This is a genomic window from Actinomycetospora sp. C-140 (genome assembly GCF_054796175.1).
In genome coordinates this window covers 103,591-129,867 of record NZ_JBTWNF010000017.1, presented here as the reverse complement: position 1 = coordinate 129,867, position 26,277 = coordinate 103,591, and the positions used below count along the sequence as shown (strand labels likewise).

General features: G+C 74.5%; 22 protein-coding genes. 13 read left to right on the top strand and 9 right to left on the bottom strand.

The window, feature by feature from the left end; all coding sequences use genetic code 11:
* Positions 1-25: 25 nt before the first annotated feature.
* The 5 genes from ACR9E3_RS25095 to ACR9E3_RS25075 form a co-directional block, all read right to left on the bottom strand.
* Complete coding sequence (locus ACR9E3_RS25095) at positions 26-1,477, bottom strand: dynamin family protein (protein WP_460383409.1); 1,452 nt, start codon at positions 1,475-1,477, stop codon at positions 26-28.
* Between the two features lie 335 nt (positions 1,478-1,812).
* Entirely contained in the window at positions 1,813-4,242 is a 2,430-nt protein-coding gene (locus ACR9E3_RS25090; RefSeq protein ID WP_460383408.1) for a dynamin family protein, read from the bottom strand.
* Entirely contained in the window at positions 4,239-4,445 is a 207-nt protein-coding gene (locus ACR9E3_RS25085) for a hypothetical protein (RefSeq protein ID WP_460383407.1), read from the bottom strand. Before ACR9E3_RS25085 ends, ACR9E3_RS25090 begins: the two co-directional genes overlap by 4 nt.
* A gap of 90 nt (positions 4,446-4,535) precedes the next feature.
* Positions 4,536-6,671 carry a hypothetical protein gene (locus ACR9E3_RS25080; protein WP_460383406.1) on the bottom strand — a complete coding sequence of 712 codons (2,136 nt, stop codon included), beginning with the start codon at positions 6,669-6,671 and terminating at the stop codon, positions 4,536-4,538.
* Between the two features lie 593 nt (positions 6,672-7,264).
* On the bottom strand, positions 7,265-8,473 hold the full coding sequence (locus tag ACR9E3_RS25075; protein ID WP_460383404.1) for a lysylphosphatidylglycerol synthase transmembrane domain-containing protein: 1,209 nt from the start codon (positions 8,471-8,473) through the stop codon (positions 7,265-7,267).
* Positions 8,474-8,697: 224 nt separating this feature from the next.
* On the opposite strand from ACR9E3_RS25075, the gene ACR9E3_RS25070 reads away from it, so the two are divergent.
* From ACR9E3_RS25070 to ACR9E3_RS25060, 3 genes are read left to right on the top strand one after another with little or no spacing between them, the layout of a single operon-like run.
* Complete coding sequence (locus ACR9E3_RS25070) at positions 8,698-9,759, top strand: hypothetical protein (protein WP_460383403.1); 1,062 nt, start codon at positions 8,698-8,700, stop codon at positions 9,757-9,759.
* A 17-nt stretch (positions 9,760-9,776) separates the two neighbouring features.
* A complete protein-coding gene (locus ACR9E3_RS25065) occupies positions 9,777-10,664 on the top strand; it encodes a hydroxymethylglutaryl-CoA lyase (protein WP_460383401.1) in 888 nt (295 codons plus the stop codon).
* A gap of 23 nt (positions 10,665-10,687) precedes the next feature.
* Positions 10,688-12,160 carry an aldehyde dehydrogenase gene (locus ACR9E3_RS25060; RefSeq protein ID WP_460383400.1) on the top strand — a complete coding sequence of 491 codons (1,473 nt, stop codon included), beginning with the start codon at positions 10,688-10,690 and terminating at the stop codon, positions 12,158-12,160.
* A 45-nt stretch (positions 12,161-12,205) separates the two neighbouring features.
* Here ACR9E3_RS25060 and ACR9E3_RS25055 read toward each other — a convergent pair whose 3' ends face one another.
* Positions 12,206-12,676 (bottom strand): Lrp/AsnC family transcriptional regulator, encoded by a 471-nt coding sequence (locus tag ACR9E3_RS25055; RefSeq protein WP_460383399.1) that lies wholly within the window; start codon positions 12,674-12,676, stop codon positions 12,206-12,208.
* A gap of 127 nt (positions 12,677-12,803) precedes the next feature.
* Here ACR9E3_RS25055 and ACR9E3_RS25050 point away from each other — a divergent pair, with 127 nt between their 5' ends.
* Both ACR9E3_RS25050 and ACR9E3_RS25045 read left to right on the top strand, forming a co-directional pair.
* A complete protein-coding gene (locus ACR9E3_RS25050; RefSeq protein WP_460383397.1) occupies positions 12,804-15,140 on the top strand; it encodes a transketolase-like TK C-terminal-containing protein in 2,337 nt (778 codons plus the stop codon).
* Positions 15,141-15,264: 124 nt separating this feature from the next.
* Positions 15,265-16,707: a lipase maturation factor family protein gene (locus ACR9E3_RS25045; RefSeq protein WP_460383396.1), complete on the top strand. Its 1,443-nt coding sequence runs from the start codon at positions 15,265-15,267 to the stop codon at positions 16,705-16,707.
* Here ACR9E3_RS25045 and ACR9E3_RS25040 read toward each other — a convergent pair.
* Together ACR9E3_RS25040 and ACR9E3_RS25035 are read right to left on the bottom strand one after the other, a co-directional pair.
* Positions 16,662-18,314 carry a phytoene desaturase family protein gene (locus tag ACR9E3_RS25040; RefSeq protein ID WP_460383395.1) on the bottom strand — a complete coding sequence of 551 codons (1,653 nt, stop codon included), beginning with the start codon at positions 18,312-18,314 and terminating at the stop codon, positions 16,662-16,664. The two genes, ACR9E3_RS25045 and ACR9E3_RS25040, sit on opposite strands and share 46 nt — an antisense overlap.
* A gap of 17 nt (positions 18,315-18,331) precedes the next feature.
* Positions 18,332-19,009, bottom strand: a complete 678-nt coding sequence (locus ACR9E3_RS25035) for a FadR/GntR family transcriptional regulator (protein WP_460383394.1) — start codon at positions 19,007-19,009, stop codon at positions 18,332-18,334.
* A gap of 131 nt (positions 19,010-19,140) precedes the next feature.
* On the opposite strand from ACR9E3_RS25035, the gene ACR9E3_RS25030 reads away from it, so the two are divergent.
* Genes ACR9E3_RS25030 through ACR9E3_RS25015 form a run of 4 tightly spaced genes read left to right on the top strand, consistent with a single transcriptional unit; the run spans position 19,141 to position 22,457 of the window.
* Complete coding sequence (locus ACR9E3_RS25030) at positions 19,141-20,013, top strand: fumarylacetoacetate hydrolase family protein (protein WP_460383392.1); 873 nt, start codon at positions 19,141-19,143, stop codon at positions 20,011-20,013.
* A gap of 23 nt (positions 20,014-20,036) precedes the next feature.
* Positions 20,037-20,801, top strand: coding sequence for an alpha/beta fold hydrolase (locus ACR9E3_RS25025; protein ID WP_460383391.1), 765 nt, complete (start codon positions 20,037-20,039; stop codon positions 20,799-20,801).
* 32 nt (positions 20,802-20,833) lie between these two features.
* Entirely contained in the window at positions 20,834-22,132 is a 1,299-nt protein-coding gene (locus tag ACR9E3_RS25020) for a metal-dependent hydrolase family protein (RefSeq protein WP_460383390.1), read from the top strand.
* 1 nt (position 22,133) lies between these two features.
* Positions 22,134-22,457, top strand: a complete 324-nt coding sequence (locus tag ACR9E3_RS25015) for a thioredoxin domain-containing protein (protein WP_460383389.1) — start codon at positions 22,134-22,136, stop codon at positions 22,455-22,457.
* 280 nt (positions 22,458-22,737) lie between these two features.
* Here the strand turns inward: ACR9E3_RS25015 and ACR9E3_RS25010 are convergent, their stop codons facing one another.
* Positions 22,738-22,950, bottom strand: coding sequence for a DUF7711 family protein (locus ACR9E3_RS25010; RefSeq protein ID WP_460383388.1), 213 nt, complete (start codon positions 22,948-22,950; stop codon positions 22,738-22,740).
* A 75-nt stretch (positions 22,951-23,025) separates the two neighbouring features.
* Between ACR9E3_RS25010 and ACR9E3_RS25005 the strand changes: the two genes are divergently transcribed.
* Genes ACR9E3_RS25005 through ACR9E3_RS24990 form a run of 4 tightly spaced genes read left to right on the top strand, consistent with a single transcriptional unit; the run spans position 23,026 to position 26,277 of the window.
* Positions 23,026-24,309 (top strand): aminotransferase family protein, encoded by a 1,284-nt coding sequence (locus ACR9E3_RS25005; protein WP_460383387.1) that lies wholly within the window; start codon positions 23,026-23,028, stop codon positions 24,307-24,309.
* Positions 24,306-24,629, top strand: coding sequence for a winged helix-turn-helix transcriptional regulator (locus ACR9E3_RS25000; RefSeq protein WP_460383386.1), 324 nt, complete (start codon positions 24,306-24,308; stop codon positions 24,627-24,629). Before ACR9E3_RS25005 ends, ACR9E3_RS25000 begins: the two co-directional genes overlap by 4 nt.
* 41 nt (positions 24,630-24,670) lie before the next feature.
* On the top strand, positions 24,671-25,516 hold the full coding sequence (locus ACR9E3_RS24995) for an NAD(P)H-binding protein (RefSeq protein WP_460383384.1): 846 nt from the start codon (positions 24,671-24,673) through the stop codon (positions 25,514-25,516).
* A complete protein-coding gene (locus tag ACR9E3_RS24990; RefSeq protein WP_460383382.1) occupies positions 25,513-26,277 on the top strand; it encodes a LamB/YcsF family protein in 765 nt (254 codons plus the stop codon). Before ACR9E3_RS24995 ends, ACR9E3_RS24990 begins: the two co-directional genes overlap by 4 nt.

Genomic DNA, 26,277 nt, shown 5'->3' with positions numbered 1-26,277 from the left:
TCGCCGCCGGGCCCTCCGGCGTTGCTCACCCCGCCGGTCGGCCGACCCTCCGGGCCGTGACGAGCAGTCCCTCACAGGTCCGGACGACGGCCCGGGCGGCGTCCCGGACCTCCCGCGGCGACCCCGGGTGCTCGGCGCGTCGCTGCCAGCGGCCCAGCGTCGACTGGGCCGCCCGCGCCACCTCCTCGCCCCGCGCGTCGTCGGGCAGGCCGAGCCGTGCCGGCGGTCCGAGTCCCTCGCCGCCGAGCAGGCGCTCGGCCTCGAACCGCTCCTCGTCGGGCAGTGGGATCGCGCCGGTGTGGAGCCGGTCGAGCAGCCGGACCTCGACGAACTCGTGCGCGCCCGCGGTGATCTGCTCGATCTCGGTGCGCAGCGACGCCGCGGAGGACACCGGCCAGCGCTTGATCACGCCCTCGAGCACGGTGAGCGCCGACTGCGCGCGCAGGACGTCCGCCCGGCCCGCGAACCGGGTGGTCAGGACCTCGCGCAGCGGACCCAGGCCGCTCTCGCGCACCAGCTCGCGGGAGAGCTCGCCGGCCGTCGTCACCGTGCCCTCCCGCAGCAGGCGCACCGACCGGCGCACCCCGAACAGCCCGTAGCGGTCGAGCAGCACCGCGCGGCGGCGGGCGTCGACCTCGACGTCGGTCTCGGCGGTCGCGAAGCGCGAGGCGCTGAGCAGCAGGCGGTCGGTGTCCGCCTCGGGCGCGGTGGCGAGCCGCCCGAGCGCCCGGAACTCGTCCTCGCGCAGCGTCGCCGCGCTGGCGGCGAGCAGGCCCGCGACCGGCATCACCGTCTGGCACAGGCCGCGCAGGCGCTGGTCCTCGCGGTAGCGCGCCGCGATCGCCGCGGCGCTCTCCAGCGCGTCGGGGCGGGCGTGGCCCACCTCGTCGGCCCGCGCGAGCACGCCGACCGCGTTGATCGCGCGACGCTCGCCCGGGTCGTCACGGAACGCCTCGAGGAACCGCATGTCCGAGGCGTGCACGTGCCGCATCAGGTAGACGACGGCGTCGGCCTCGGAGATCCCGCCCGCGCCGGGGGCCAGGGCGGCCTCCGTGCGCCGGGAGAGCTCGGCCGACAGCGAGTCGAGGCCCGGGGTGTCGACGAGGGTCATCGACCGCAGCGCCTGCGACGGCCAGTCGACGAGCAGGCGGTCGACGTCGTCGGCCCCCAGCCGGCCGAGGTCGATGTCGAGCAGCCCGCCGGTCGGCCCCGGGGGGAGCTGGCGCGCCGAACCGTCGCGCAGCAGCGCCTGCACCCGGTAGGTGTGGCCGTCGCGGAACCAGGTGACGATCCGCGTGCACTCCCCCGCGTCGGTCGCCGCGAGCTCCTGACCGACGAGGGCGTTGAGCAGCGTCGACTTGCCGGCCTTGAGGCGGCCGGCGATCGCGACCCGCAACGGCTCGTCGAGGCGCCGGGTGGCCCGCTCGAGCACGGGCGCCGCCGGCGCGCCGCGGTAGAGCGGCGCGACCTTCGCCATGAGGGCGCGGACGTGGTGCAGCAGCGGCGAGTCCGGCGGCGGAGCGCCGGGCGACCACGGCCGACCGGCGGGTCCGGGCGGCGCGTTGCGGGGCGGGGCCCCCGGCGGTCCGGTGCGCGGGTGGCCGCCGCCCGGCGGCGGGATCGGGGGGCCCGGCCGCGGGCCCGCCGGCCCCGGCGGACCGTGGGGGCGCGGGCCTCCCGGAGGTCCCGGGGGGACCGGCGGCGGGAAGCCGCGCGCGGGTGTGCCCTGCGGTGGCCGGCCGGGGGGCGGGGGCTGGTGCCGGGGCGGCGGGGGGAAACCCCCGGGCGGGCGGGGCGGACCCGAGCGGCCGCTCACGAGGCCCTCGGGGCGGCGGGTGCCGGCGCGGTGCGGCGCAGGTGCTCGCTGAGGTCGTCGACCCGGGCCCGGACCAGCCGGAGGGACTCCAGGTCCTGCTCGATGCGCTCGCGCGCCCCGGTGTCGGTCTTGCCGGCCTGGACCGCGGTCTGCGCCGCGGTCATCGCCGCCGTCGCGGCGCGCTGGAGCTCGCCCACCCGCTCCGTCCACGCGGCCCGCAGCTCCCGCTGCACGTGCCGGATCGCGTCCCGGGAGTCCTTGCCGACCTGGTTGATGAAGTCGTCGGTGTACTTGCGGACGCCGGACTTGGCGTCGTTGCGCCGCTTCTCCAGGGCCTTCTTGCGCTCCTCCTTGATCCCGAACCCGCCGAGGACGGCACCCAGGACGAGCCCGGCCGCCATCGGCAGGCCGAGCCCGGCCATGTTGGAGATCATCGTCAGCATCACGACCCCGCCGAAGACCTTCTGCAGGATCGGCAGCTTGATGGTCTGGCGCAGCCCGGACGGCGCGAACTCCACGTCGAGCCGCAGCTGGGCCATGACGTCGGCGGGCGCGTCCACGCTCCGCGCGGTGATGCGGGCCTCGGCCACGTCGAGCTGCTGCTCGACGTTCATCGCCACGTCCTTGGCCCGGCGGACGAACAGCGCGTAGTTCTCCATCGCCTCGGCCGCGAGCCGCCGGGTCAGCCAGTCGGTGAACTCCTCCCAGTTCTTCGCCGGGTCGCCGGCCTCGATGGCCTCCTCGGCCTCCTTCTGGACGGCCCGGGCCCGGGTCCGCAGGTCGAAGTCGGTGTCGGCGGAGATGTCGGCGAAGCCGTCGGTCAGCACCGACTGCCACTTCGTGCCCTTGTCCCGCAGGCCGTCCGCGCGCTGCTTGGCCGCGGCGAGCTCGGCGACCAGCGCCTCGTGGCGGGCCGGGTCGACGAGCGCGTCGCGACGCGCCCGCGCCGTCGACTCGAGCTGGGCCAGCGCCGACGTCACCTGGATCATCACCGACCGCCCGGCGATGTGCGCCGCCTCCTCGCGCACGCGCTGCAGCCGGGCCAGGAGCTCGGGCGCGCCGGACTCCGCCTCGAGCTCGGCGTCCCCGGCCTCGGTCGCGATCCGGCGCAGCTCCGACGAGAACGGATAGGTCTCGATCCGGACGCCCGCGTGGTGCAGGTGCGACTGGTTGCGCTCGAGGATGCGCCGCCAGTGCGGAGTGAGGTCCGTCTTGGTCAGCACCATGATCACGGTCGGGCAGAGGTCCACGACCGCGTGGAGGAAGCGGACCTCGTTGTCGGTCAGCTCGCGCGAGGCGTCGCTGACGAACAGGCACGCGTGCGAGCGGGGCAGGTCCGCGACCGCGCTCTGGTTCGCGCCGCCCAGGCCACCGACGCCCGGGGTGTCGACGAGCACCAGGCCCTCCGCGAGCAGCGGACGGTTGATCCCGACCGACACCGACACGAGCCGGCGCGCGTTGCCGGGGTTGCCGGCCTCGGAGGCGTAGGACGGCACCTCGTCCGGCGTGATCGTCTCGGTCCAGCCGGCGCCCTTCGACCCCGGCAGCGCCTCGAAGTGCGCGCTCGCCGTCGGCGACGCGGCGTGCCGCACCTCCGTGGGCACCGCCGTCGCGATGTCGTCGTCGACCGGGCAGACCGCGGCCTGGACGAGGGCGTTGACGAGCGAGCTCTTGCCCTGCTTGAACTCGCCGACCACGGGGATGCGGATCGCGGTGTCGGTGAGCAGCTTCTTGGCGACCCGGAGCCGCGCCACGAGGTCCTCGCGCTCGTAGGCGGTCGCCGCCTTGATCGTCATGTCGACCGTGTCGCCGGCGTGCTTGCTCGCCGCGCTGGGGGCCTTGGCGGCGGGCGCCTTCGCCGGCGCGGCCTTGGGGGGTGCGGCGACCTTGGGGGGTGCGGCCGCCTGGGGGGCAGGCGTGGCGGCCTGCCGCGCGGCCGCCTGCTGCTGGGCCGCTCTCTGCTCGGCCGCCTTCTGCTCGGCCGCCTTCTGCTCGGCCGCTCTCTGCTCGGCCGCCTTCTGCTCGGCGGCCTTCTGCTCGGCGGCCTTCTGCTCGGCGGCCTTCTGCTCGGCGGCCTTCTGCTCGGCTGCCTTCTGCTCGGCGGCCTTCTGCTCGGCTGCCTTCTGCTCGGCCGCCTTGCGCTCGGCGGCTGTGGCCTCCGCGGCCTTGTGCTCGGCGGCCTTCAGCTCGGCCGCCTTCTGCTCGGCGGCCTGCTGGGCCGCCTTGCGCCGCGCCGCGTCGGCGTCACGAGCCTTCTTCGCCGCCTCGGCACGTTCCAGCGCCGCGGCGCGGGCCTTCTCGGCCTTCTCCTCGACGGCGCGGGCCTGCGCGACCCTGTCCGACGGCGCGGCCGGCTCGGCCGCCGCACGCTCGGGCGAGCTCTCGGCCGGTTCGCCCGAGGGCGCCGGCCAGGGCTGGGTGCTCATGGTGTCGCTCCGTCGTGGCTCTCGGGGCCCGGCCGGAAGATCGAGCGGCCGGACGGGACGTGCCCCGTCGTGGGGTCCGGACCCGCCACGGGATCGACGAGCGCCCGGGCGTCGGGCTGCTCGATGTCGACCGCGTCGTCACGGAAGATCGACTTCCGCGGGCGCGGGCCGGGGGGACTGCCGTCGGTGCCGGCGTGGGTCACCGGTTCCTCCTCGCAACGGGGCACGACAGGAGACGGGGGTGGCCCCGGCCGGGGAGCTCCCGGCCGGGGCCACCGTCGAGCGGTCACGGATCAGTGCATGCCGACCATGCCGTGGTCACCGGAGGAGTCGCTGCCGCTGTCCTCGTGCCCACCACCGCTGTCGCCGCCGCTGTCGTGGCTCGACGAGCCCGAGTCGTGGTGCTCGGCCGCCACGGTCTCGTGCACCGGCTCCGGCTCCGGCTCGGGCTGGTGCTGCGGGGTGTCGTCCGACAGCTCCTCGTCGGGCTGCTCCTGGCTGCCCGCGCCCGAGCCGTCCTGGCCGTCGGCGCCGGTGCCGGTCGTCTGCACGTCCGGCGTCGTGCTGGGGCCGTGGAACACGGGCCCGCTGTCGCCGCCCTCGTCGGGCGAGCCGTCCGACCCGTCGGGCTGGCCGGTCGACGAGCCGCCGGCGTCCGTGCCGTCGTCGGTCGGCTCGGTCGGGCCGGTGCCTCCCGTCGGGTCGGTCCCGCCGGTCGGGTCGGTCCCACCGGTCGGGTCCGGCGTGCCCGGGTCCGTGCCACCGGTCGGGTCCGGCGTGCCCGGGTCCGTGCCGCCCGTCGGGTCCGGGCCCGGGTCGGTCGTGCCGCCCGTGGGGTCCGGCGTACCGGGGTCCGTGCCGCCGGTCGGGTCCGGCGTGCCCGGGTCCGTGCCACCGGTCGGGTCCGGCGTGCCCGGGTCCGTGCCACCGGTCGGGTCCGGCGTGCCCGGGTCCGTGCCACCGGTCGGGTCCGGCGTACCGGGGTCCGTGCCGCCCGTCGGGTCGGTCGTGCCACCGGTCGGGTCCGTCGGGTCCGGGCCCGGGTCGGTCGTGCCGTCCGTCGGGTCCGTCGGGTCGGTCGTGCCACTGGTCGGGTCCGTCGGGTCCGTCCCGCCCTGCGTCGGGTCGGTCGGGTCCGGGTCGGTCGGCGGCGTCTCGGGCGTCGTGGTGTCCACCGGCGGCTGACCGTCGTGGTCACCCGTGGGCGGCTCCTGGGTCGGCTCCGGGACCTCGGGCTGCGAGTCGTCCGGGGTGTACGGCCCGTTCGGGTCGTAGTCCTCGCCACCGGTGTTCTCGGTGGGGTGCCAGCCGCTCGGGTTGTGCTCGGGGTTGTAGCCGTGGGGGTAGTACACGGGGTGCCAGCAGTAGGGCTGGTACACGGGGTTCCAGCAGTACGGCTGTGCGGTCGGGTGGAAGCAGTACGGCTGGTAGTCGGGGTGGTAGCCGTACGGGTTGTAGTCCGGGTTCCAGCAGTGCGGGTTGTGCTCCGGGTGGAAGCCCCAGGGGTTCTCGTCCGGCTCGTAGCAGTGCGGGTTCTCGGTCGGGTGCCAGCCGCAGGGGTTGTAGTCCGGGTGATAGCAGTGCGGGTGGTGCTCGGGGTGGTAGCCGGACGGGTTGTACTCGGGGTGCCAGCAGTTCGGCTCGTGCTCGGGGTGGTAGCCGCACGGGTTGTGCTGCGGGTGGTAGCAGTGCGGGTTGTGCTCGGGGTGGTACTCCCACGGGTCACGGGGGTACCAGTCGTCGGACAGGTTGTGCGTCTCGCGCCAGTGCTCGAGGTAGTCGCAGCTGCCGGGGCAGCCCCAGCCGTGCGACGGGCACCGGTAGTCGTCGTCCGAGCTCTCCGAGTCGTGGCGGGGGTACCAGTCGTCGGGCAGCTGGTGCGACTCGCGCCAGTGCTCGAGGTAGTCACAGTCCCCGGGGCAGCCCCAGCCGTGGGACGGGCACTGGTAGCCGGAGCTGTCGGAGTCCTCCGAGCTGTCCGAGCCGTCGGAGTCGTCGGAGCCGGAGTGGTCCGGGGTCCAGTCGTCGGGCAGCTGGTGCGACTGGCGCCAGTGCTCGAGGTAGTCGCAGTCGCCGGGGCAGCCCCAGCCGTGCGCCGGGCACTGGTAGCCGGAGTTCGGGTCCTCGGGCGTCTCGGGCGTCTCGGGGTGCTCGGGGTCCTCGGGACCCGAGTCGGTCGGGTCCTCCGGCGCGTTCGGGTCACCTGGCGCGTTCGGGTCGTCCGGAGCGTTCGGGTCGCCCGGGCCGTGGTCGGTGCCACCCGTCGGGTCGGGGGTGCCGGGGTCGGGGGTGCCGGGGTCGGGGGTGCCGGGGTCGGGGGTGCCACCGGTCGGGCCGGCCGGCGGGACGTCGGGCTGGCCGTCGCCGTCGACGTCCGGGGGTGCCGCCGGACCGCCGCTCTGCGGAGCGAGGTTGATCGGAGTACTCATGTCGGTTCCCTTCGGCTCGGGTACGGACCGGGGGTCCGACCGAGGTGCTCGTCGGTGATGGGAACCAGACTGCGGCGGGCGACGGCGGTGGTCATGAGCACGCGAGTACTCGACTGCGCTGCCCGTCACAGCGGGGAGTACTCACGGGATCGGCCCCGACCCGGGCGATTCCGGTGGGGTTGTCCCCCGCGGACGGGTGGGTGCACCCCACGCGGGGGTGCGGGATGGGGTTCTCCCCACCCCGACTACTCACCCCCGGTCGGCGGGAGATCGCGGACGCCGTCGGGGGCGAGCAGGTCGCAAAGGTGCCGGGAACGCTTCGCCGTCCGAAGCGTCTCCGGCCACCTCGCGCCCCGCCGCGGCGGCGTCACCCTCGTGCCGCGCCCCCGGCCGGCGCACCTGGCGTCCCTGCTGCTCACATGATCCGCCCCGGTGCTCCTCTCACCCGATGACATCGGGTCAGAGGAGCACCCAGGCGGATCATGTGAGCAGGAGGACCGTCTCCCGCCACCCCGGCCCCACGGACCGGTGTCGGCCGGTCCTCCGGCTTCCCCCCTCGCCGGGCCGGCGGACGCGTCGGGCCCGCACGGTGCTCAGAGGCGGCGGCGGTGTCCGAGCGCGTCGCGGGTCCCGTCGGCGTCGACGGCGTCCCCGGTCTCGGGGTCGACGGCGGGGATCCGGTCGGTCGGGATCCGGTCCGCGGGGACCCGGTCGTCGCCATGGCGCTCGTCGTCGAGGTCCTCGTCGAGCTCCTCGTCGAGCGACGACGACGGCGTCTCCTTGGCGTGGATGACGAACCACGCGACCCACCCCGCGGCGGCGACGCCGACGAAGCTGACGAGGCGGTAGAGCAGCACCGCGGCGAGCGCCGGGTGGGACGGCACGCCCCCGGCGACGAGGGCCGCGAGCAGCGCGCCGTCGACCAGGCCGAGCCCGCCGGGCAGGAACGCCGCGCTGGACGCGGCCGTGGCCGCGGCGTACGCGACGAGTACGAGCGCGAGCGTCATGCCCTCCGCGCCCACGGCCGCGCAGCACGCGGCGAGGCAGCCGATGTCGAGCACCCAGTTGGCGAGCGCGGCGGACCCCACGACGGCGCGTCCCCGCCCGCGCAGCTCGATGAGCTGCAGCGCGGCGATCTGCTCGGCGAGCTCGGCGACCCCGGTGTCGCGCGGCCGGGACCGCACGCGGTTGACCAGGCGCAGCCCCCACGTGCCGCCGGTGACGAGCAGTCCGGGGCGGCGGGCCACGATCACGACGCCGGCCCCGAGGGCCGCGACGCCCGCGATCTGCAGGATCAGCCACGGCAGCGAGGTGGGGCGCCCCCCGACGACCAGGGCCGAGCCCAGCGCGATGGCGGCCAGCGCGAGGCTCGCCGCGACGCCGCCGGCGACCATCGTCCAGGTCGTCGCGGGGGCGGTGGCGCCCCAGGCGCGGCGGCGCTTGTAGGTGTAGGCCGTCGACAGCGCCGCGCCGCCGGGCACGGTGAGGTGCAGGGCGTTGGCGGCGAGCGTGGCGAGCGTGACCGCGCGGAGCGACACGCGGACCGAGGCGGCCACGAGCAGCCGGTGGTGCAGCGCCGAGAACGCGATCAGGGAGCCGGCCTCGCAGGCGATCGCGACGATCACCCACCACGGATCGGCGCCGACCAGCGCGGTGCCGGCGGCCTTGACCGTCGGGAACACGATCACGACGCCGGTGGTGATCACGGCGGCGACGACGACGCCGGTGACGATGCGCAGCACGCGCCGGGTGCGGGGCGTCGGGCGCGTCGTGCCGCTCGCGGTGGTCACGATCGCGCTCATCCCTCCAGTGTCCTCCTGCCCGCCCGGTCACCTCCGGGTGACCGGTCGGGCGTCACAGCACGCGCGGTGCGATCTGCGGAACACCCGTCTCCCCGACGGGTGATCAGGCCACCGGGATGACAGCCCGGGACGGCGGGACCATGCTGCCCGACGGGCGCCGGCGCGCGGACGCACCCCCGCCCCGAGCACGGAACCGCCGATCACGACCGAAGGAGAGACCGGCCATGACGCGCCGCGTGGACAGCGACCTGCTCCTCGTCGGGAGCCTGCCCGTGGACTCGACCGACGAGGGGTTCCGGGCCGGTGCGGCGCTGTTCGCCGACCACGTCGCCGCCCTGCCCGACGGGGAATCCGGACCGCGCGGCGCCTGGGTCGGCTACGACCGCACCACGCTGCTCGAGCCGCACCCGGACATCCGGGTCATCGCCCCGTCGCCGTCCCCCACCGGCCGCGCCCGGCACGCCTACGACACCGCGCGGCTCACCGTCGCCGACGGTGTCGAGCGGCTGCGCTTCGACACGTGGCCGCGGCTCACGGAGACGCTCGCGTCGTACGAGCGGTTCACCGCCCTGCGCGACGAGGGCGTGATCCCCGCCCACCTGCGTTTCCAGGTCGGTCTGCCCTTCCCCTCGAGCGTCTTCACCGGCGCCTTCAAGGACCACTACGCCCGTGACTGGGCGATCGTCGGCCCGGCGCTCGAGGACCTCTGGATGCGGTCGCTCGACGAGCTGCTCACGGTGGTCCCGGCGGCGGACCTCGCGGTCCAGTGGGACCTGGCCTACGAGACCCAGGACCTCGAGCGGGTGATCCACTGGACCGAGGGCGACCCCTGGGAGCGCTTCGCCGGGCCGTGGTCGCGCCTCGCCCCGCACGTTCCCGAGGACGTCCTCATGGGTCTGCACCTCTGCTACGGGACCTTCCCCGAGTGGCCCATGTACGAGGCGCGCGACATGGGGCTGATCGTGCGGATGGCCAACCACGCCGTGGCCCACGCCGGCCGTCCGGTGGACTGGATCCACCTCGCGGGTCCCCGCTACCTGCGCAGCGAGGAGGACGCGTTCTTCGCGCCGCTCGCGGACCTCGACGCCCCCGACTCGCGGGTCTTCCTGGGCATCGTCCTGCCGCTCGACGGCATCGACGGCCTGCGACGTCGCCACACGACGGCCTCGCGTCACCTCGCCGACTTCGGTGTCGCCATGTACTGCGGCATGGGCCGCCAGCGCGGCGAGGACCCCGCGGCGACCATGCGTGATCACGCCGAGACGGTGGCCGCCGTCCGGGGCTGAGGGGCAGGATCGACCCCGTGGTCGGGATCGTGGAGGTCAGCCCGCGCGACGGGCTGCAGAACGAACGGGCGCTGCTGGAGACGGGCGCGAAGATCGAGCTCATCGAGCGGGCCACCGCCGCCGGCGCGCGGCGCATCGAGGCCGTGTCGTTCGTGCACCCGAAGCTCGTGCCGGCGATGGCGGACGCCGAGGCGGTGATGGAGGGCCTCCACCGGGCGAAGGGGGTGTCCTACATCGGGCTCGTGCTCAACCGCCGCGGCTACGACCGCGCGGTCCAGGTGGGCGTCGACGAGATCAACGTCGTCGTGCCGGCCTCGGACGGGTTCGCGAAGGCCAACCAGAACTCCACCACCGAGGCGCTCACCGCCGTCGCCGAGGAGGTGCTCGCCGAGGCCGCCGGCCGCGACCTGTTCGCGTCGCTGACGATCGCGACGTCGTTCGGCTGCCCGTTCGACGGCGAGGTGGACCCGGACCGGGTGGTCGAGGTCGCCCGCCGGGGCGCCGCGGCCGGCGCGAAGGAGATCGCGATCGCGGACACGATCGGGGTGGGCGTGCCCACCCAGGTCCGCACGCTGCTCGACGGCGTCCGCGCGGTCGCCCCGGACGCGCTGATGCGCGCGCACTTCCACAACACCCGCAACACCGGATTCGCCAACGCCGTCACCGCGCTCGAGTGGGGCGTCGACTGGCTCGACTCCTCCAACGGGGGCATCGGCGGCTGCCCGTTCGCTCCGGCCGCCACGGGCAACATCGCCACCGAGGACCTCGTCTACCTGCTCGACCGGATGGGCCACCCCACCGGCCTCGACCTGGACGCCCTGCTGCCCATCGCGGGCTTCCTGTCCGACCAGCTCGGCTACACGGTGCCGGCGCTACTGCCGCGCGCCGGCACCTTCCCTTCCTGACGACCCGAACGGGAGCAGATTTCGTGAGCGAGCTCGAGCAGCTGTCCATGCTGATCGGCGGCAAGCCGACCGGCGCGATCTCGGGGAGGACCTTCGAGTCCGAGAACCCCTACACCGGGCAGTCGTGGGCGTCGATCCCCGACGGCGGTGACGAGGACGTCGACGCCGCCGTGAACGCCGCGCGGGCGGCGCTCGACGGCGAGTGGGGCCAGATGACGGGCTTCGCCCGCGCCGGGTGCCTGCGCCGGCTCGCCGACCTGATCAGCGCGAACGCCGAGCGGCTGGCGCGCCTGGAGGTCAACGACTCCGGCAAGCTCTACCGCGAGATGCTCGGGCAGCTCAACGGACTGGGCGGCTGGTACCACTACTTCGCCGGGCTCGCGGACAAGATCGAGGGCCAGCAGATCCCCTCGCCGAACCCGAACTACCTCGTCTACACGCGCCGCGAGCCGGTCGGGGTGGTCGCGGCGATCACGCCCTGGAACTCGCCGCTGCTGCTGATGAGCTGGAAGGTCGCTCCGGCGCTGGCCGCCGGCTGCACCGTGGTGATCAAGCCGTCGGAGCACGCGCCGGGCTCGACGCTCGGGTTCGCCGAGCTGATCGCCCAGGCCGGCATCCCCGACGGCGTGGTCAACGTCGTCACCGCGAACTCCGGCGCCGTCGGCGCCCACCTGGCGGCGCACCCCGGCGTCGACAAGGTCGCGTTCACCGGCTCGACGGCGACCGGGCGCAAGGTCGCCGCGTCCGCCGCGGAGAACCTCAACCCCGCCACCCTCGAGCTCGGCGGCAAGTCCCCGCAGGTCGTGTTCGCCGACGCCGACCTGCAGGCGGCCGCGAACGGGCTGGTCGCCGGGGTGTTCGCCGCGACCGGGCAGACGTGCATGGCCGGCTCGCGGCTGATCGTGCACGCCGACGTCCACGACGAGCTCGTGCGTCTCGTGGCCGAGCGGGCCTCCCAGATCCAGCTCGGCGATCCGTTCGGCGAGGCCACCGAGATGGGGCCGGTGGCCAACAAGATGCAGTACGACAAGGTCGTCGGCTACCTGGAGACGGCACGCGCCGAGGGCGCCACGGTCGAGTACGGCGGGTCGTCGGAGGACTCGCTGGGCGGCTACTTCGTCAAGCCGACCGTGCTGTCGGTGAAGCCCACCGACACGGTGTTCCGCGAGGAGGTGTTCGGCCCCGTCCTCGCCGCGGTGACGTTCACCGACGAGGACGAGGCGATCAAGCTCGCCAACGACACCCCCTACGGCCTGGCCGGCGCCGTGTGGACCAAGGACGTGCACCGCGCCCATCGCGTCGCGGCGAAGATCAAGGCCGGCTCGATCTGGATCAACGCCTACCGCGTCGTGGCGCCCAGCGTGCCCTTCGGCGGCTTCAAGGCCTCCGGCATCGGCCGCGAGAACGGCATCCACGCGATCGACGCGTACCTGGAGAACAAGTCGGTGTGGGTCGAGCTCACCGGCGGCACCCGCGACCCCTTCACGCTGGGCTGACCGGCCTACGTGAGCGAACTTTGGTGCTATGGCACCAAAGTTCGCTCACGTACGGGCCCGGCGCTCCAGGAGCGGGTCGAGGCGGAACGGGACGAGCTGGCGCATGACGAGCGCGGTGGAGGTCCGTTCGACGCCCGGGACGGCGAGCAGGCTCCCGGCGATCGTGTAGAGCGCGTCGGCGTCACGGGCCACGACCTGGACGAGCAGGTCGTCGTCGCCGGCGAGCCCGACCACCTCGACGACCTCGGGGATGCGGGCGAGCGCCTCGGTCACCTCGGCGAGCCGGCGCTGGTCGACGCGCGTGGTGACGTAGGCGCGCAACGGGTGGCCGAGCGCCGCGGGGTCGATGCGCCGGGCGAAGTCGCCGAGCACGCCGCGCTCCTCGAGCCGGGTCAGGCGGGCCTGGACGGTGTTGCGAGCCAGACCGAGGCGCTCGGCCAGGGCGACGACCGTGGCGCGGGGCTCCTCGCCGAGGGCCGCGAGCAGCCGGGCGTCGACCGCGTCGACGGGTTCCATCCTGCTCACTCCCCACGACGCCGGGCCCGTGGACGTGACCATAGTGCTCAGCGCCCGACGCTTCGCTTGCGCACTCCAGCGCCATGACGAACGCTTCGGGCGTCAATGTGAGACCCGGAGGCCCGAGATGACATCGACGCGTCCCGCCCCCGCCCCGATCGCGGACCAGCATCCCGAGCGCGAGGCGTTGCAGGCCGTGGAGGACCGGGTGCTCTGGCTCGCCTCCGCGATCATCGACCACGCCAACCGGGTGCGGCCGAACCCGAGCGGGCTCAAGGTCGGCGGCCACCAGGCGTCGTCGGCGTCGATCGTCACGATCATGACGGCGCTGTGGTTCCACACGCTGCGCCCCGAGGACCGGGTGTCGGTCAAGCCGCACGCCTCGCCGGTGCTGCACGCGATCAACTACCTGCTCGGCGAGCTCGACGCGCCGTACCTGACGACCCTGCGCGAGGCCGGCGGGCTGCAGGCCTACCCCTCGCGGTCGAAGGACCCCGACCCGGTCGACTACTCGACCGGCTCGGTCGGCATCGGGGCGACCGCCCCGATCTGGGGCACGATCGCGCGCCGCTACGCCGACGGGCTCGGGGGGCACGCAGGCTCCGGACGGCAGTTCTCGCTGGTCGGCGACGCCGAGCTCGACGAGGGCGCGGTGTGGGAGGCCGTGCTCGACCCGGTGGTCCGCGAGCTCGGCGAGGTCTGCTGGATCGTCGACTTCAACCGCCAGTCGCTCGACCGCGTCGTCCCCGAGATCTCCGCGACCCGCCTGCTCGGGCTGTTCTCTGCCGCGGGGTGGCAGGTCATCACCGTGAAGTACGGCCGGCTGCTCGCCGAGCTCTACGCGAAGCCCGGCGGCGACGCGCTGCGCCGGCGCATCGACGAGATGACCAACCCCGAGTACCAGCGCCTGCTGCGCTGCACGCCGCTGCAGCTGCGCGAACGTCTCCCCGGCGACGGCCCGGACGCGGAGGCGATCGCCGCGCTGCTCGCGGGTGTCGACGACGGCGCGGTGCACGCCGCGATCCGGAACCTCGGCGGCCACGACCTCGGCGCCCTGGCCGACGCCTACGACGCCATCGACGACACCCGCCCGACGGTGATCTTCGCCTACACCGTGAAGGGCTACGGCCTCGCGACGCAGGGCCACCCGCAGAACCACTCCAGCCTGCTCACCGAGACCCAGATGCGCGCGCTGGCGACGGGCCTGGGCACCGACCTCGACGACCCCTGGGCGCCGCTGCCCGACGGCCCCGCGGCCGACCTGTGCCGGACCACCGCGGAGCGCCTGCGCCGGCGGCCGGTGTCGCTCGCGGCGCCGCCGGCGATCCCCGACGACCTCGACCGCACCCCCTCCGGCACCGGCCACACCCAGCAGGCGCTGGGGCGCGCGCTGCTCGACCTGACCCGCACCGCGCCCGAGGCCGCGCGCCGGGTGGTGACGGTCAGCCCCGACGTCACGTCGTCGACCAACCTCGGCGGCTGGCTCAACAAGGTCGGGTCGTGGTCGGCGCACGAGCGCCGTGACTGGTTCGCCGACGACGCCGAGACGATCCTGCACTGGCACGAGCTGCCCAGCGGCCAGCACATCGAGCTGGGCATCGCCGAGACCAACCTCGTCGGGCTGCTCGGCGAGCTCGGTGCCACGTGGTCGCGGTGGGGCGAGCCGCTGCTGCCGATCGGGGTGCTCTACGACCCCTTCGTCTCGCGTGCTCTCGAGCCCTGGGCGTTCGGGATGTACGCGGGCGGGCAGTCGATCCTGGTCGGCACGCCGTCCGGGGTCTCGCTGGCGCCCGAGGGCGGCGCGCACCAGTCGATCACCACGCCGTCGATCGGCCTCGAGCAGCCGGGCTGCGTGGCGTTCGAGCCCGCCTTCGGCGTCGAGGTCGGCTGGTGCCTGCTCGACGGCCTGGGGCGTCTGGGGCGCGCCGGCGGCTCGTCGACCTACCTGCGCCTGTCCACCGTCCCCGTCGACCAGAGCCTCGCCGCCGTGCCGTCCGACCCGGCCGCCCGCGCCGAGCGCCGGCGCCAGGTCACCGCGGGCGCCTACCTCCTGCGTCGCGCCGCCCGCACCCCGGACGTGACGATCGCGGTCGTCGGCGCGCTGGTCGGCCAGGCCCTCGCGGCCGCCGAGCGCCTCGACGCCCAGGGCGTCGCCGCCGACGTCGTCGTGCTCACGAGCCCCGACCGCGTGTTCCGCGCCCTGCGCGCCCGCACCGCCGCGACCGGGTCCACGGAGAGCGCCCCGACCTGGGTCCTCGACGCCGCCTTCCCCGCCGACCGCGCGGCGAAGCTCGTGACGGTGCTCGACGGCCACCCGCACACGCTCGCGTTCCTGGCCCAGGTCCACGGCGTCCGCGCCGCCCACCTCGGCGTCACCGACTTCGGCCGCTCCTCGGACCTCCTCGACTCCTGGGCCCACCACCACATCGACGCCGACGCGATCGTCGCCGCCGCGCTCGCGTAGGTGTCAGCGAAGTGCCGTCGCAGACACTGAGCGTCCGTATCGGTACTTCGATCACTCGCGGCGCATCGTCCGGTCGGCGTAGCGGGTACCTGTCGGGTTCGCCGTCCCGACGCAGGAGGCACCCGTGCTCGACTGGCTCGCGGCGCCCGACTACACGGCCGCCCGGTGGGTGGTCCAGCACCTCGTCGCACTGACGTACGCCATCGCCTTCACCGTCGCGCTGGCCCAGTTCGCGCCGCTGATCGGCGAGCGCGGCCTCACCCCGATCCCGCGGTTCCTCGCCGCGACGACGGCGCGCCGGCACCCGAGCCTCTTCCGCCTGCGCTACTCCGACGTGATCTTCCGCGTCGTCGCCGGGACCGGCCTCGTCCTCGCCCTCGCCGCCCTCGCCGGCGCCACCGACGTGCTCCCCCTCGGCGCCGGGATCGCCCTGTGGGCCGTGCTCTGGGTGCTCTACCTGTCGATCGTCAACGTCGGGCAGGTCTGGTACGGCTTCGGCTGGGAGTCGCTGCTGCTCGAGGCCGGGTTCCTCGTGACGTTCCTGGGCCCGGCGAGCACGGCACCGCCCGCCCCGGTCCTCTGGCTCCTGGTGTGGCTGCTCTTCCGCGTCGAGTTCGGGGCAGGCCTGATCAAGATGCGCGGCGACCCCTGCTGGCGGGACCTCACCTGCCTCGACTACCACCACGAGACCCAGCCGCTGCCCGGGCCGACGAGCTGGTTCTTCCACCACCTGCCGCGTCCGCTGCACCGCGTCGAGGTGCTCGCCAACCACGTCACCCAGCTCGCCGTCCCGTTCCTGCTGTTCCTGCCCCAGCCGGTCGCCTCGATCGCGGCCGTGGTCGTCGTCGTCACCCAGGGCTGGCTGGTCAGCAGCGGGAACTTCGCCTGGCTGAACTTCCTGACGATCTCGCTGGCCTTCGCCGCGGTCGACGACCGCGCCTTCGGTCTGGTGATCCCGCCGAGCACGGCCCCGGCGGGCCCCCTCCCGCTCTGGTTCGCCGTCCTCGTCCTCGCCCTGACCGCCCTGATGATCACCCTCTCGGTCTGGCCGGTGCTCAACATGGCGAGCGGTCGCCAGCTGATGAACGCGGGCATCACGCCGGTGCACCTCGGCAACAGCTACGGCGCCTTCGGCTCGGTGACGCGCGAGCGGGAGGAGGTCGTGCTGGAGGGCACCGACGATCCCGAGGGCTCCGACGACGCCCCCTGGCGCGAGTACGCGTTCCGCGCCAAGCCGGGCGACCCGTCGCGCCGCCCGCCCCAGGTGGCGCCGTACCACCGGCGCCTGGACTGGCTGATGTGGTTCGCGCCGATCGCACCCCGGATGGCGCGGGGCTGGCTGCCCGCCCTGCTCGACCGGCTCCTCGAGGCCGACCGCCCGACACTGCGCCTGCTCGGCCACGACCCGTTCGGCGGGGAGCGTCCGGCGTGGGTGCGCGCCCGGCTCTACCGCTACCGCTTCACGACGCGCCAGGAGCGCCGCGCGACCGGCGACTGGTGGCACCGCGAGCTGATCGGCGACTACCTGCCGGCGCGGACGCTCCCGCGCGAGTCGGCCGCCCCGTAGACCAGCCGGCGCCCCGCCCGCATCCCCGCCGCGTACACGGGCCCGAGCCGACCGGCGGCCGCGAGGGCGGCCCGCGCCGCGTTCGCCCCCGGCGCACCGTGCACCGCCCCGGCGGGGTGCGCGGTCGCCCCGGAGAGGAAGAGGCGCTCGACGGGGGTGTCCGGCCTGCCGAGTCCCGGCGTGGGCCGGAAGACGAGCATCTGGTGCAGCTGCGCGCTGCCGGCCATGAGCGCGCCGCGCACCAGCGAGGGGTTCCGCGCCTGCAGGTCGGTGGGCCGCGAGACGGCCCGGGCCACGACGCGGGAGTCGAAACCCGGCGCGTGCCGCTCGATCACCGCGGTCATCCGCCGCACCTGCTCGGCCAGCTCGTCCTCGGTGTGCGCCCGTCCGTGCGGCAGGTGCGTGTAGGCCCAGACCGACTCCGTGCCCGCCGGCGACCGCGACGGGTCCGACAGCGTCATCTGCCCCAGGAGCATGAAGGGGTCGCGCGGGAGACGGCCCGCCGCGAGGTCGGCACCGAAGTCGATCAACCCTGCGGTGTCGCCCCCGAGGTGGATCGTCCCGGCCTCCCGCGGCTCGGGGGCGGTCCACGGGATCGGCGACGACAGCGCCCAGTCGACCTTGAGGATCGCGTCGTCCCAGTCGAAGCGGGCGAGGTCGTCGACGAGGCGCGCCGGCACGTGCTCGTGCCCCACGAGGTCGCCGTAGAGCAGCGGCGCGGGCACGTCGGCGAGCACCGCCCGCCGGGCCCGGACGAGGCCGCCCGCCGCGTCCACCACCCCGACCGCCCGGCCGTTCTCGACCAGGACGCGGGTGACGGGCCGGCGGCAGTCGACGACGCCGCCGCGCGCGGCGAGGCGGGCCACCAGCGCGTCGGTCAGCGACCGGGCCCCGCCCGAAGGCACCGGGAACCCGACGTCCTGGGCGAGCATCGAGAGCAGCCAGCCGAACGCGGTGCTGGCGGTCTGGGTGACGGCGAGATCGGTGTGCAGGGCGTTGCCGGCGATCAGCACCCGCGCGCCCTCGCCGGCGAACTCCTCCTCGCCGAAGCGGGTCGCGGGAAGCAGCATCCGCCGCGCCAGCCGCAGCGCGTCCGGGGCGCCGAGGGTCCGCAGCACCCGCGCCGCGTCGCGCACCGGCGGGAACGGCCCGAGGAAGGCGGCCATCAGCGGGTCCCGCAGCCGCTGCCACTCGGCCGCCAACCGGCGCCACGCCTCCCCGTCGCCCGGGGCGAAACGGTCGACCGAGGCGGCGGTGACGTCGACGTCGCGAGAGAGCAGCACGCCGCGGTCGTCGGGCAGGACGTGCGCCAGCGGTGCCGGGGCGTGCCGCCACGTCAGCCCGTACGCGCCGAGGTCGAGCCCTCCCAGGACCGGCGAGACGTAGCCCATCGGGTGGAACGCGCTGCCGAGGTCGCTGCGGAAGCCCGGCGCGGTGATCTCCTCGGTGCGCACGGCGCCGCCCGGGGCGTCGGAGGCCTCCAGGACCCGCACCGACCAGCCGCGATCGGCCAGCAGGTTCGCCGCGACCAGCCCGTTGTGACCGGCGCCGACGACGACGGCGTCGGCGCTCTCGGCGTCGGCGGTGAGCGACGCGGCAGAGGTCATGCGCGCAGGATGCCCGGTCAGGGCGCGCCCAGCAGGTTCGTGCGGACGTCGACGAGGTGGCGGCGCATGTGGTCGCGCGCGGCATCGGGGTCGCGCTCGACGAGCGCGGCGACGATCTCGCCGTGGCAGCGCTCGTAGCCCCGCCGGCGCTCCGGCGACGCTGAACGGCGCTTGATGCTGCCCCACACCGGCAGGTCGCGGGCCGCGTTCATCGTGTCGAACAGCCGCAGCAGCAGGCCGTTGTGCGCGGCCGTGGCGATGGCCCGGTGCAGCGCGGAGTCCCAGGCCTCGAACTCCTCGTACGTCGCCGTCGCGTCCCCGCGGCGCAGGCAGTGCTGCACGTGCTCGATGTCGGCCTGGGTCGCGTGGCGGGCCGCGAGCGCCGCGATCTCGGGCTCGAGCACGAGACGCGTCGCCATGATCTCGGCCGGGCTGGTCTGCAACGGGGTGCGCGCGCGGGCGGGCGCGTCGGGGTCGCCCTCCAGCTCGGCGAGGAACGTGCCCCGCCCCACGTGCCGGGTGATCCGGCCCTCGCGCTCGAGCTCGGCGAGCGCCGCACGCACCGCGGTCCGCGACGCCTGGAGGGTGTCGCTGAGCGCCCGCTCGGTGGGGATCTTCGCCCCCGTGCCGAGCGATCCGTCGGCGATCCCGCCCTCCAGCAGGTCGCGCAGCCGCGTCACCACCCGCGCCTCCATGGCGACCAATACTAGACCAATACGGAGGGCTGTGAAGCCTTGGCGTCGCTCCGGATGGCCCCTACGGTCGGAGCACCGGCGATGTGGGACACCACACGACGGTATTGGTAACGATTGGTTGGAGGCTCGCCGTGAAGCTCGTGACGTTCGTGACCGACGGTCGCGAGGCGGTCGGCCGACTGGACGACGACGAGACGACGGTGCGCGACCTGACGCCGGTGGTGGGCGCGTCGTCGTTGCTCGCGGTGATCGAGGACTGGGAGCGCCTCGCCCCCCGCCTCGCCGCGGCGACCGACCTGCCCGTCGTCGACGACCCGCGGCTGCGCGCACCCTTCCCCGCACCGCGCCGCGACCTGTTCGCGGTCGGCAAGAACTACCGCGAGCACGTCGCGGAGTTCGGGCGGTCCGGCTACGACACCCCGCAGCGCTCGGAGGACCTGCCCGACAAGCCGATCGTCTTCACCAAGGCGACCACCAGCGTCACGGGCCCCTTCGACGACATCGAGGCCCACGCCGGCCTCACCGCCGAGCTCGACTACGAGGCCGAGCTCGCCGTGATCATCGGACGCGGCGGGCGCGGCATCCCCTACGACGACGCGATGGACCACGTCTGGGGCTACACGATCGTCGACGACGTCACCGCCCGCGACGTCCAGCGCGACCACAAGCAGTGGCTGCTCGGGAAGTCCCTCGACACCCACGCCCCGATGGGCCCCTGGGCGGTGAGCAAGGACGAGATCGACGACCTCGGCGCGCTGGAGGTCAGCTCCACCGTCAACGGCGAGCCGCGCCAGAAGGCGCCCGTCGCCGACCTGATCTTCGACGTCCCGGAGCTGATCCGCGTGATCTCCGCGGGGATGACCCTGCTGCCCGGCGACGTCATCGCGACCGGGACCCCCGCCGGCGTCGGCATCGGCTTCGACCCGCCCCGCTTCCTGCGCCCCGGCGACATCGTCGAGTGCGCGATCACCGGCCTCGGCGCCATCCGCAACACCGTCCGCTGACGAACCCTGGAGGTAGCTGACCCGTGCAGGTCAACGGCAAGGAACTGGCCGTCGAGGTCGACGGCGACGGCCCGGCGGTGCTGCTCGTGCACGGCCTGGGCGGCACGTCGACGTTCTTCCAGCCGCAGGTCGCGGCCCTGGCGGAGCGGTTCACCGTCATCCGGCCCGACATGGAGGGCTCCGGACGCTCCCCGGCCACCGGCACGCTGTCGATCGAGGGGTTCGCGAACGACCTCGCCGCACTGCTCGAGGCCCTCGACGCCGGACCGGCGCGGGTCGTCGGCCACTCGATGGGCACGATCACCGTGCGGAGCCTGGCGGCCCGGCGCCCCGAGCTCGTCTCCCACCTCGCCCTGCTCGGCGCGGTCCCGGCGCCGCTGCCCGAGGCCGGGCAGCAGGGCCAGCACGACCGGGCGGCCAAGGTGCGCGCGGGCGGGCTCCCCGACGTCGCGACCGCCGTCATGACCAACGCGACCGCCGAGGCCACGCGCCGCGACCACCCCGGCACGGCCGCGGCGGTGCGCGAGCTGGTGCTGCGCCAGGACCCGGAGGGCTACGCCCGCTCGTGCGAGGCCCTGGCCGGCGGAGGAGACCCCGGCCCCATCTCACGCGAGCTCCCCCTGCTCCTGCTCACCGGCGCCGACGACGGCGTCGGCGCCCCGGCCGTCACCCAGGCCCTCGCCGACGCCCACGGCTCGGCCGTCGTCGACGTCTTCGACGACTGCGGGCACTGGACCGCCCTCGAGAAGCCCCACGAGGTCACCGAGCACCTCCTGAAGTTCTTCTGACCCTCACCACCCTCGCTGACGAGGAGATCGTCATGACCAAGGTCCTGTTCCGCGATGTCTCGATCCTCGACTCCACCGGGGCCGAGCCCTACCCGGGCGACGTGCTCGTGGAGGACGACCGGATCGCCGCGGTCGGCACGGTCGACGACAGCCGGGCACTGCACGCCCAGGTCGTCGAGGGTCGGGGCCGCACGCTGATGTCCGGGCTGTGCGACGCGCACACCCACTTCAGCTGGAACAACTCGGCGGACCTCGACGGCCTCGGGATGATGCCGGTCGAGGAGCACCTGCTCTTCTCGATGGAGTCGGCGAAGAAGTACATCGACTCCGGCTACACGATGTGCCTCGGCGCCGCGTCGGCGAAGGAGCGCCTCGACGTCGTGTGCCGTGACGCGATCAACGCCGGCCGCATCCCCGGGCCGCGCTACCTGGCCAACGGCCCCGAGATCGCGGTGACGGGCGGCGCGCTGATCAAGTCGATCACGAAGTTCGCCGACGGGCCGGAGGGCATGCGCCTCGCGGTGCGCCAGCTGATCGACCTGGGCGTCGACCAGATCAAGCTGTCGATGACCGGCGAGGAGATCACCGGCACCCAGCGCGCGGAGGACACGTACTTCTCCGACGAGGAGGTCCTCGCCGCCGTCACCGAGGCCCACCGCCGCGGCAAGCGCGTCTGCGCCCACGCCCGCTCCGCGGAGAGCGTGAAGATGTGTCTGCGGAACAAGGTCGACATCATCTACCACGCCTCGTTCACCGACGCCGAGGGCATGGACATGCTCGAGGCCAACAAGGACTGGGTGTTCGTCGCCCCCGGCATCAACTGGCTGATCGCGACGCTCTACGAGGCCGAGGCCTTCGGGTTCCCGCAGGAGGCCGCCGAGGCCGTCGGGTACAAGAAGGAACTGGAGATGGCCACGGACGGGCTGCGCGAGATGCACCGGCGCGGCATCAAGCTCCTGCCCGGCGGCGACTACGGGTTCGCCTGGACCCCGCACGGCACCTACGCCCGCGACCTCGAGCACTTCGTCGAGCGGCTCGGCTTCACGCCGATGGAGGCCCTGATCTCCGCGACGGCCTGGGGCGGCGAGATCATGCTGCGCCCCGACGAGCTGGGGAAGGTCCAGCCGGGCTACCTCGCCGACCTCATCCTCGTCGACGGCGACCCGCTCGAGGACATCACGATCCTGCAGGACCACGACAAGCTGCACGCGATCATGAAGGACGGCCGGTTCCACAAGGAGGACAGCGGTGTCGCCCCGGCGAGCGGGCTCGACGCGCCCGCCGGCCCGGTGACCGAGTCGACGCACCAGACCGTCCAGGCCCGTCCCTGACGTGCCTCTGCTGATCTGCCGCACCTGCCCGCGCGACGAGCCGGGGAGCGGGTCGTTCGGGGTCGCGCTGGACGAGGCCGTGGCGGGGTCCGTGGACGTGCGGGTGCGCCACGTCCCCTGCCTCGGCGGCTGTCCGAACGCGGGCAACGTCGCCCTCGACGGGCCCGGCAAGCCGCGGGTGCGCTTCTCGCACATCGGTGTCGACGACGCCGACGCCGTGCTCGACGCGGCCCGGCGCTACGACGGCAGCGCCGGCTTCCCGGGCGACTGGGACGTGCCGGCCGGGTTGGCGGACCGTCTGACGGCGGTGACGCCGAAGAGGTGAGGCTCGGGGTGGCGGCTTCATCGCCGCGCCCCTGATCTCATGATCCGCCTGGGTGCTCCTCTGACCCGATGTCATCGGGTGAGAGGAGCACCGGGGCGGATCATGGTCAGCAGGGACGCCAGGTGCGCCCACCGGGGGTAGGCACCGGAGCCGGCGCCGAGCTCATCCCCCTCGACCGCGTGGCGGGGCGCCTCCCCGGGGCGGCGGCGCCGGGTGAGGCTCGGGGTGCCTGGAGACGCTTCGGTTTCCGAAGCATCTCCAGCACCTCCGCGGCCTCGGCTCAGCTCTCCACCGCGTCCTCGATCTCACGCAAGCCCTGGGCGGCGCGCCAGAGATGATCGGCGGGAGCGTGGCGCGCGCGGCGCCACGACCTGTCGTGGAAGCCGTCGAGCACCGCGCGGAGGTGGCGCCCAACGAGGTCGCGCTCCTCGCGCAGCTGTGCCCGGCGCTGCTCGTCGTCCGGTCGGCGACCCACATCGACGCCAGGGGCCACGCCATGATCCGTCCCGGTGCGCGGATCATGCCGCGGGGGTGCCGTGGCCCGCGCCGAACGCGGAGAATCCGAACCATGAGCACCCGGCTGTGGCATCCGTTCTCCGACATGGCGGCCGTGGACGGCCACGAGTTCGTCGTCGACCGCGGCGAGGGCCCGTGGGTCTTCGACGAGGAGGGCCGGCGGTACCTCGACGGCTGCGCGAGCCTCTGGTACGCGAACCTCGGCCACGGGCGGCAGGAGATCGTCGAGGCCGCGATGGCCCAGATGGGCAAGCTCGAGGCGTACTCGTGCTTCGCCGACATCGCGAACCGTCCGGCCCTCGAGCTCGCCGACCGCCTCGCCGGGCTCGCGCCCGTCGACGACGCGAAGGTGTTCTTCGGGTCGGGCGGCGCGGACGGGATCGACACCGCGGTGAAGATCGCGCGCGGCTACTGGCAGGCGCGCGGCGAGCACCAGCGCGTGCACGTCGTGTCCCGCGAGACCGGGTACCACGGCACCCACGGCTACGGCACGTCGATCACCGGCATCCCGCCGAACCGCGAGGGCTGGGGCGTGCTCGCCGGGGAGAACACCGTCGCCCCGCTGCACGACCTCGACGGCGTGGAGAAGATCTTCGCGGAGGTGGGCCCGGAGCGGATCGCGGCGTTCGTCATCGAGCCCGTCACCGGTGCCGGCGGGGTCCACCTGCCCGTCGACGGCTACGTGGAGGGCGTCGCCGAGCTGTGCCGCCGCCACGGCGTGCTGCTGGTGATCGACGCGGTGATCTGCGGGTTCGGGCGGCTCGGCACGTGGTTCGGCATCGAGCGCTTCGGCGTGCGGCCCGACATGATCACGTTCGCCAAGGGCGTCACCGCCGGCTACCTCCCGCTGGGCGGAGTGATCGCCTCCGGCGAGGTCGCCGCCCCGTGGTGGACCACCCCCGGCGAGCGCACCCTGCGCCACGGCCCGACCTACTCGGGCCACCCGACGTGCTGCGCGGCCGGGCTCGCGACGCTCGACATCTACGAGCGCGAGAACCTGATCCAGCGCGGCGGGGAGCTGGAGATGCCGCTGTTCGAGGCGCTCGCCCCGCTGACCTCACACCCCTACGTCCACGAGGTGCGCGCCGGCTTCGGGTTCCTGGCCGCCGTCGAGCTGGAGCAGGAGGTGCTCGACGCGATCCCCGACGCCCCCAACGTGCTGCTGCGCGCGGCGCGGAAGGCGGGCGTGCTGGTGCGCGGGCTCGGCAAGGGCGTCGCGGTGTCGCCGGCGCTGACCGTCGGCGACGAGGAGATCGCCTTCCTCGCCGAGGGCATCCGCGCCGGCCTGGACTCCCTCACCGTCGAGCGTCCCGTGCCGTCCGCCCCGGGCGCGTGAGCGCGCCCGCGCCGGACGTCTTCCTCGCCGACTGTCCCGCCCGCTCGGCGCTGGAACTCATCGCCGACACCTGGTCGGTGGTGGTGATCGTGGGCCTCGCCCACGGTCCCCGGCGGTACTCGGCGCTGCTCGAGCGGGCCGGCGGGATCAGCAAGAAGATGCTGACCCAGACCCTGCGGCGCCTCGTGGACGCCGGGCTCGTCGTCCGACCGGCGACCCGCGGCGGGGACTACCGGCTCACCGAGCTCGGCGTCTCGCTCCTCGCCCCGCTCACGGCGCTGACCGCGTGGGCCGAGGAGCACGCGCACGAGCTCGCCTGAGGGCACCCCGCGGTTCCCTCGCGGCGACCACCATCGCGGCCATGGACATCGACACGGCGCTGGTCGCCGGAGCGACGGGGAACGTGGGCGCGGAGGTCGTCCGGGCGCTGGTCGCGCGCGGGGTGCCCGAGGTCCGGGCGTTGTCACGACATGGCACGGCCGTCGACGGGGCGAGACCCGTGGCCGGGGACCTCGGCGACCGCGCAACGGTGTCGGACGCCTGGCGGGGAGTGGACGCGGTGTTCCTCCCGGCCGGCCACCCCGACCCGCCCGGGCTGCTCGCCGACATGGCGGCAGCCGGGGTGCGCCGGGTCGTGCTGCTCTCGACCGGCGCGGTGGTCGGCGGCGACCTCGACAACGCGGTGACACGGTTCAACGTCGTGTCCGAGGCGGCCGTCCGGGACTCGGGGCTCGCGTGGACGGTGCTGCGGCCGAGCGGGTTCATGTCGAACGCGCTCGGGTGGGCGCCGCTGACCGGCGTCGTCCGCGAGCCGTTCGCCGACGTCGGGGTCGCCGTCATCGACCCCGCCGACATCGGCGCCGTTGCGGCCCACGCGCTGACGGACGGCGACCTGGCCGGTCGGAGCCTGCGCCTCACCGGCCCCGAGGCCTCCGTGCCCGCCGAGCGCCTGGCGATCCTGGCCGACCTCCTCGGCCGCGACCTGCGCCTCGAGCCGGAGCCCGACGACGAGGCCCGGGCGCGGATGAGCCGGTCGATGCCCGAGCGGTACGTCGACGCCTTCTTCCGCTTCTTCCGTGGCGGGGAGTACGACGACGGGCACGTCACGACCGTCGTCCCGGATCTGCTCGGGCGCCCGGCACGGACATTTCGGGAGTGGGCAGAGGTTCACCTCGACGCGTTCCGGGCGGAGACTGTCCGACCATGAAGACCCGTGTCGACCTCAACGCCGACGCCGGCGAGAGCCTCGGGCGCTGGAAGCTCGGCCACGACAGCGAGCTCATGACGCACGTGACCTCGGTGAACGTGGCCTGCGGCTTCCACGCCAGCGACCCGGTGACGATGCGCGAGTCGGTGCGCACCGCCGTCGCCACCGGCACCGCGATCGGCTCCCACCCCGGCCTGCCCGACCTCGTCGGGTTCGGGCGGCGGCGGATGGCCCTGCGCCCGGACGAGGCGGCGCAGCTGGTGCTGTACCAGACCGGTGCATTGCAGGCGACGGCCCGCGCGGAGGGCGCCGAGGTCGTGCACGTGAAGCCGCACGGGGCGCTCTACGGCATGGCGCTGACCGACCCGGAGATCACGACGGCGATCACCGAGGCCGTGCTGCGCCTCGACCCGGACCTCATGATCTTCTGGCTCGCGGGCCCCACCGCCGAGCTCGCCCGCTCGCTCGGCGCGACCGTGGCCCGCGAGGGCTTCGCCGACCTCGAGTACACCGACGAGGGCCACATCATCGTCGAGCCCGAGCCGAAGGCGAAGGACCCCGACGCCGTCGCCCAGCAGGCCCTCGACCTGCTCGACGGCCACGTGACCTCGACGTCCGGCAAGAACCTCGACGTCGAGGTCGACACGATCTGCCTGCACGGCGACCGTCCCAACGCCGTCGAGATCGTCGAGGCCCTGGTGCGGCGCTTCGACGACGCCGGCGTCGAGCGGGTGCCCGCGGTCGAACTGCTGCGCGGCTGA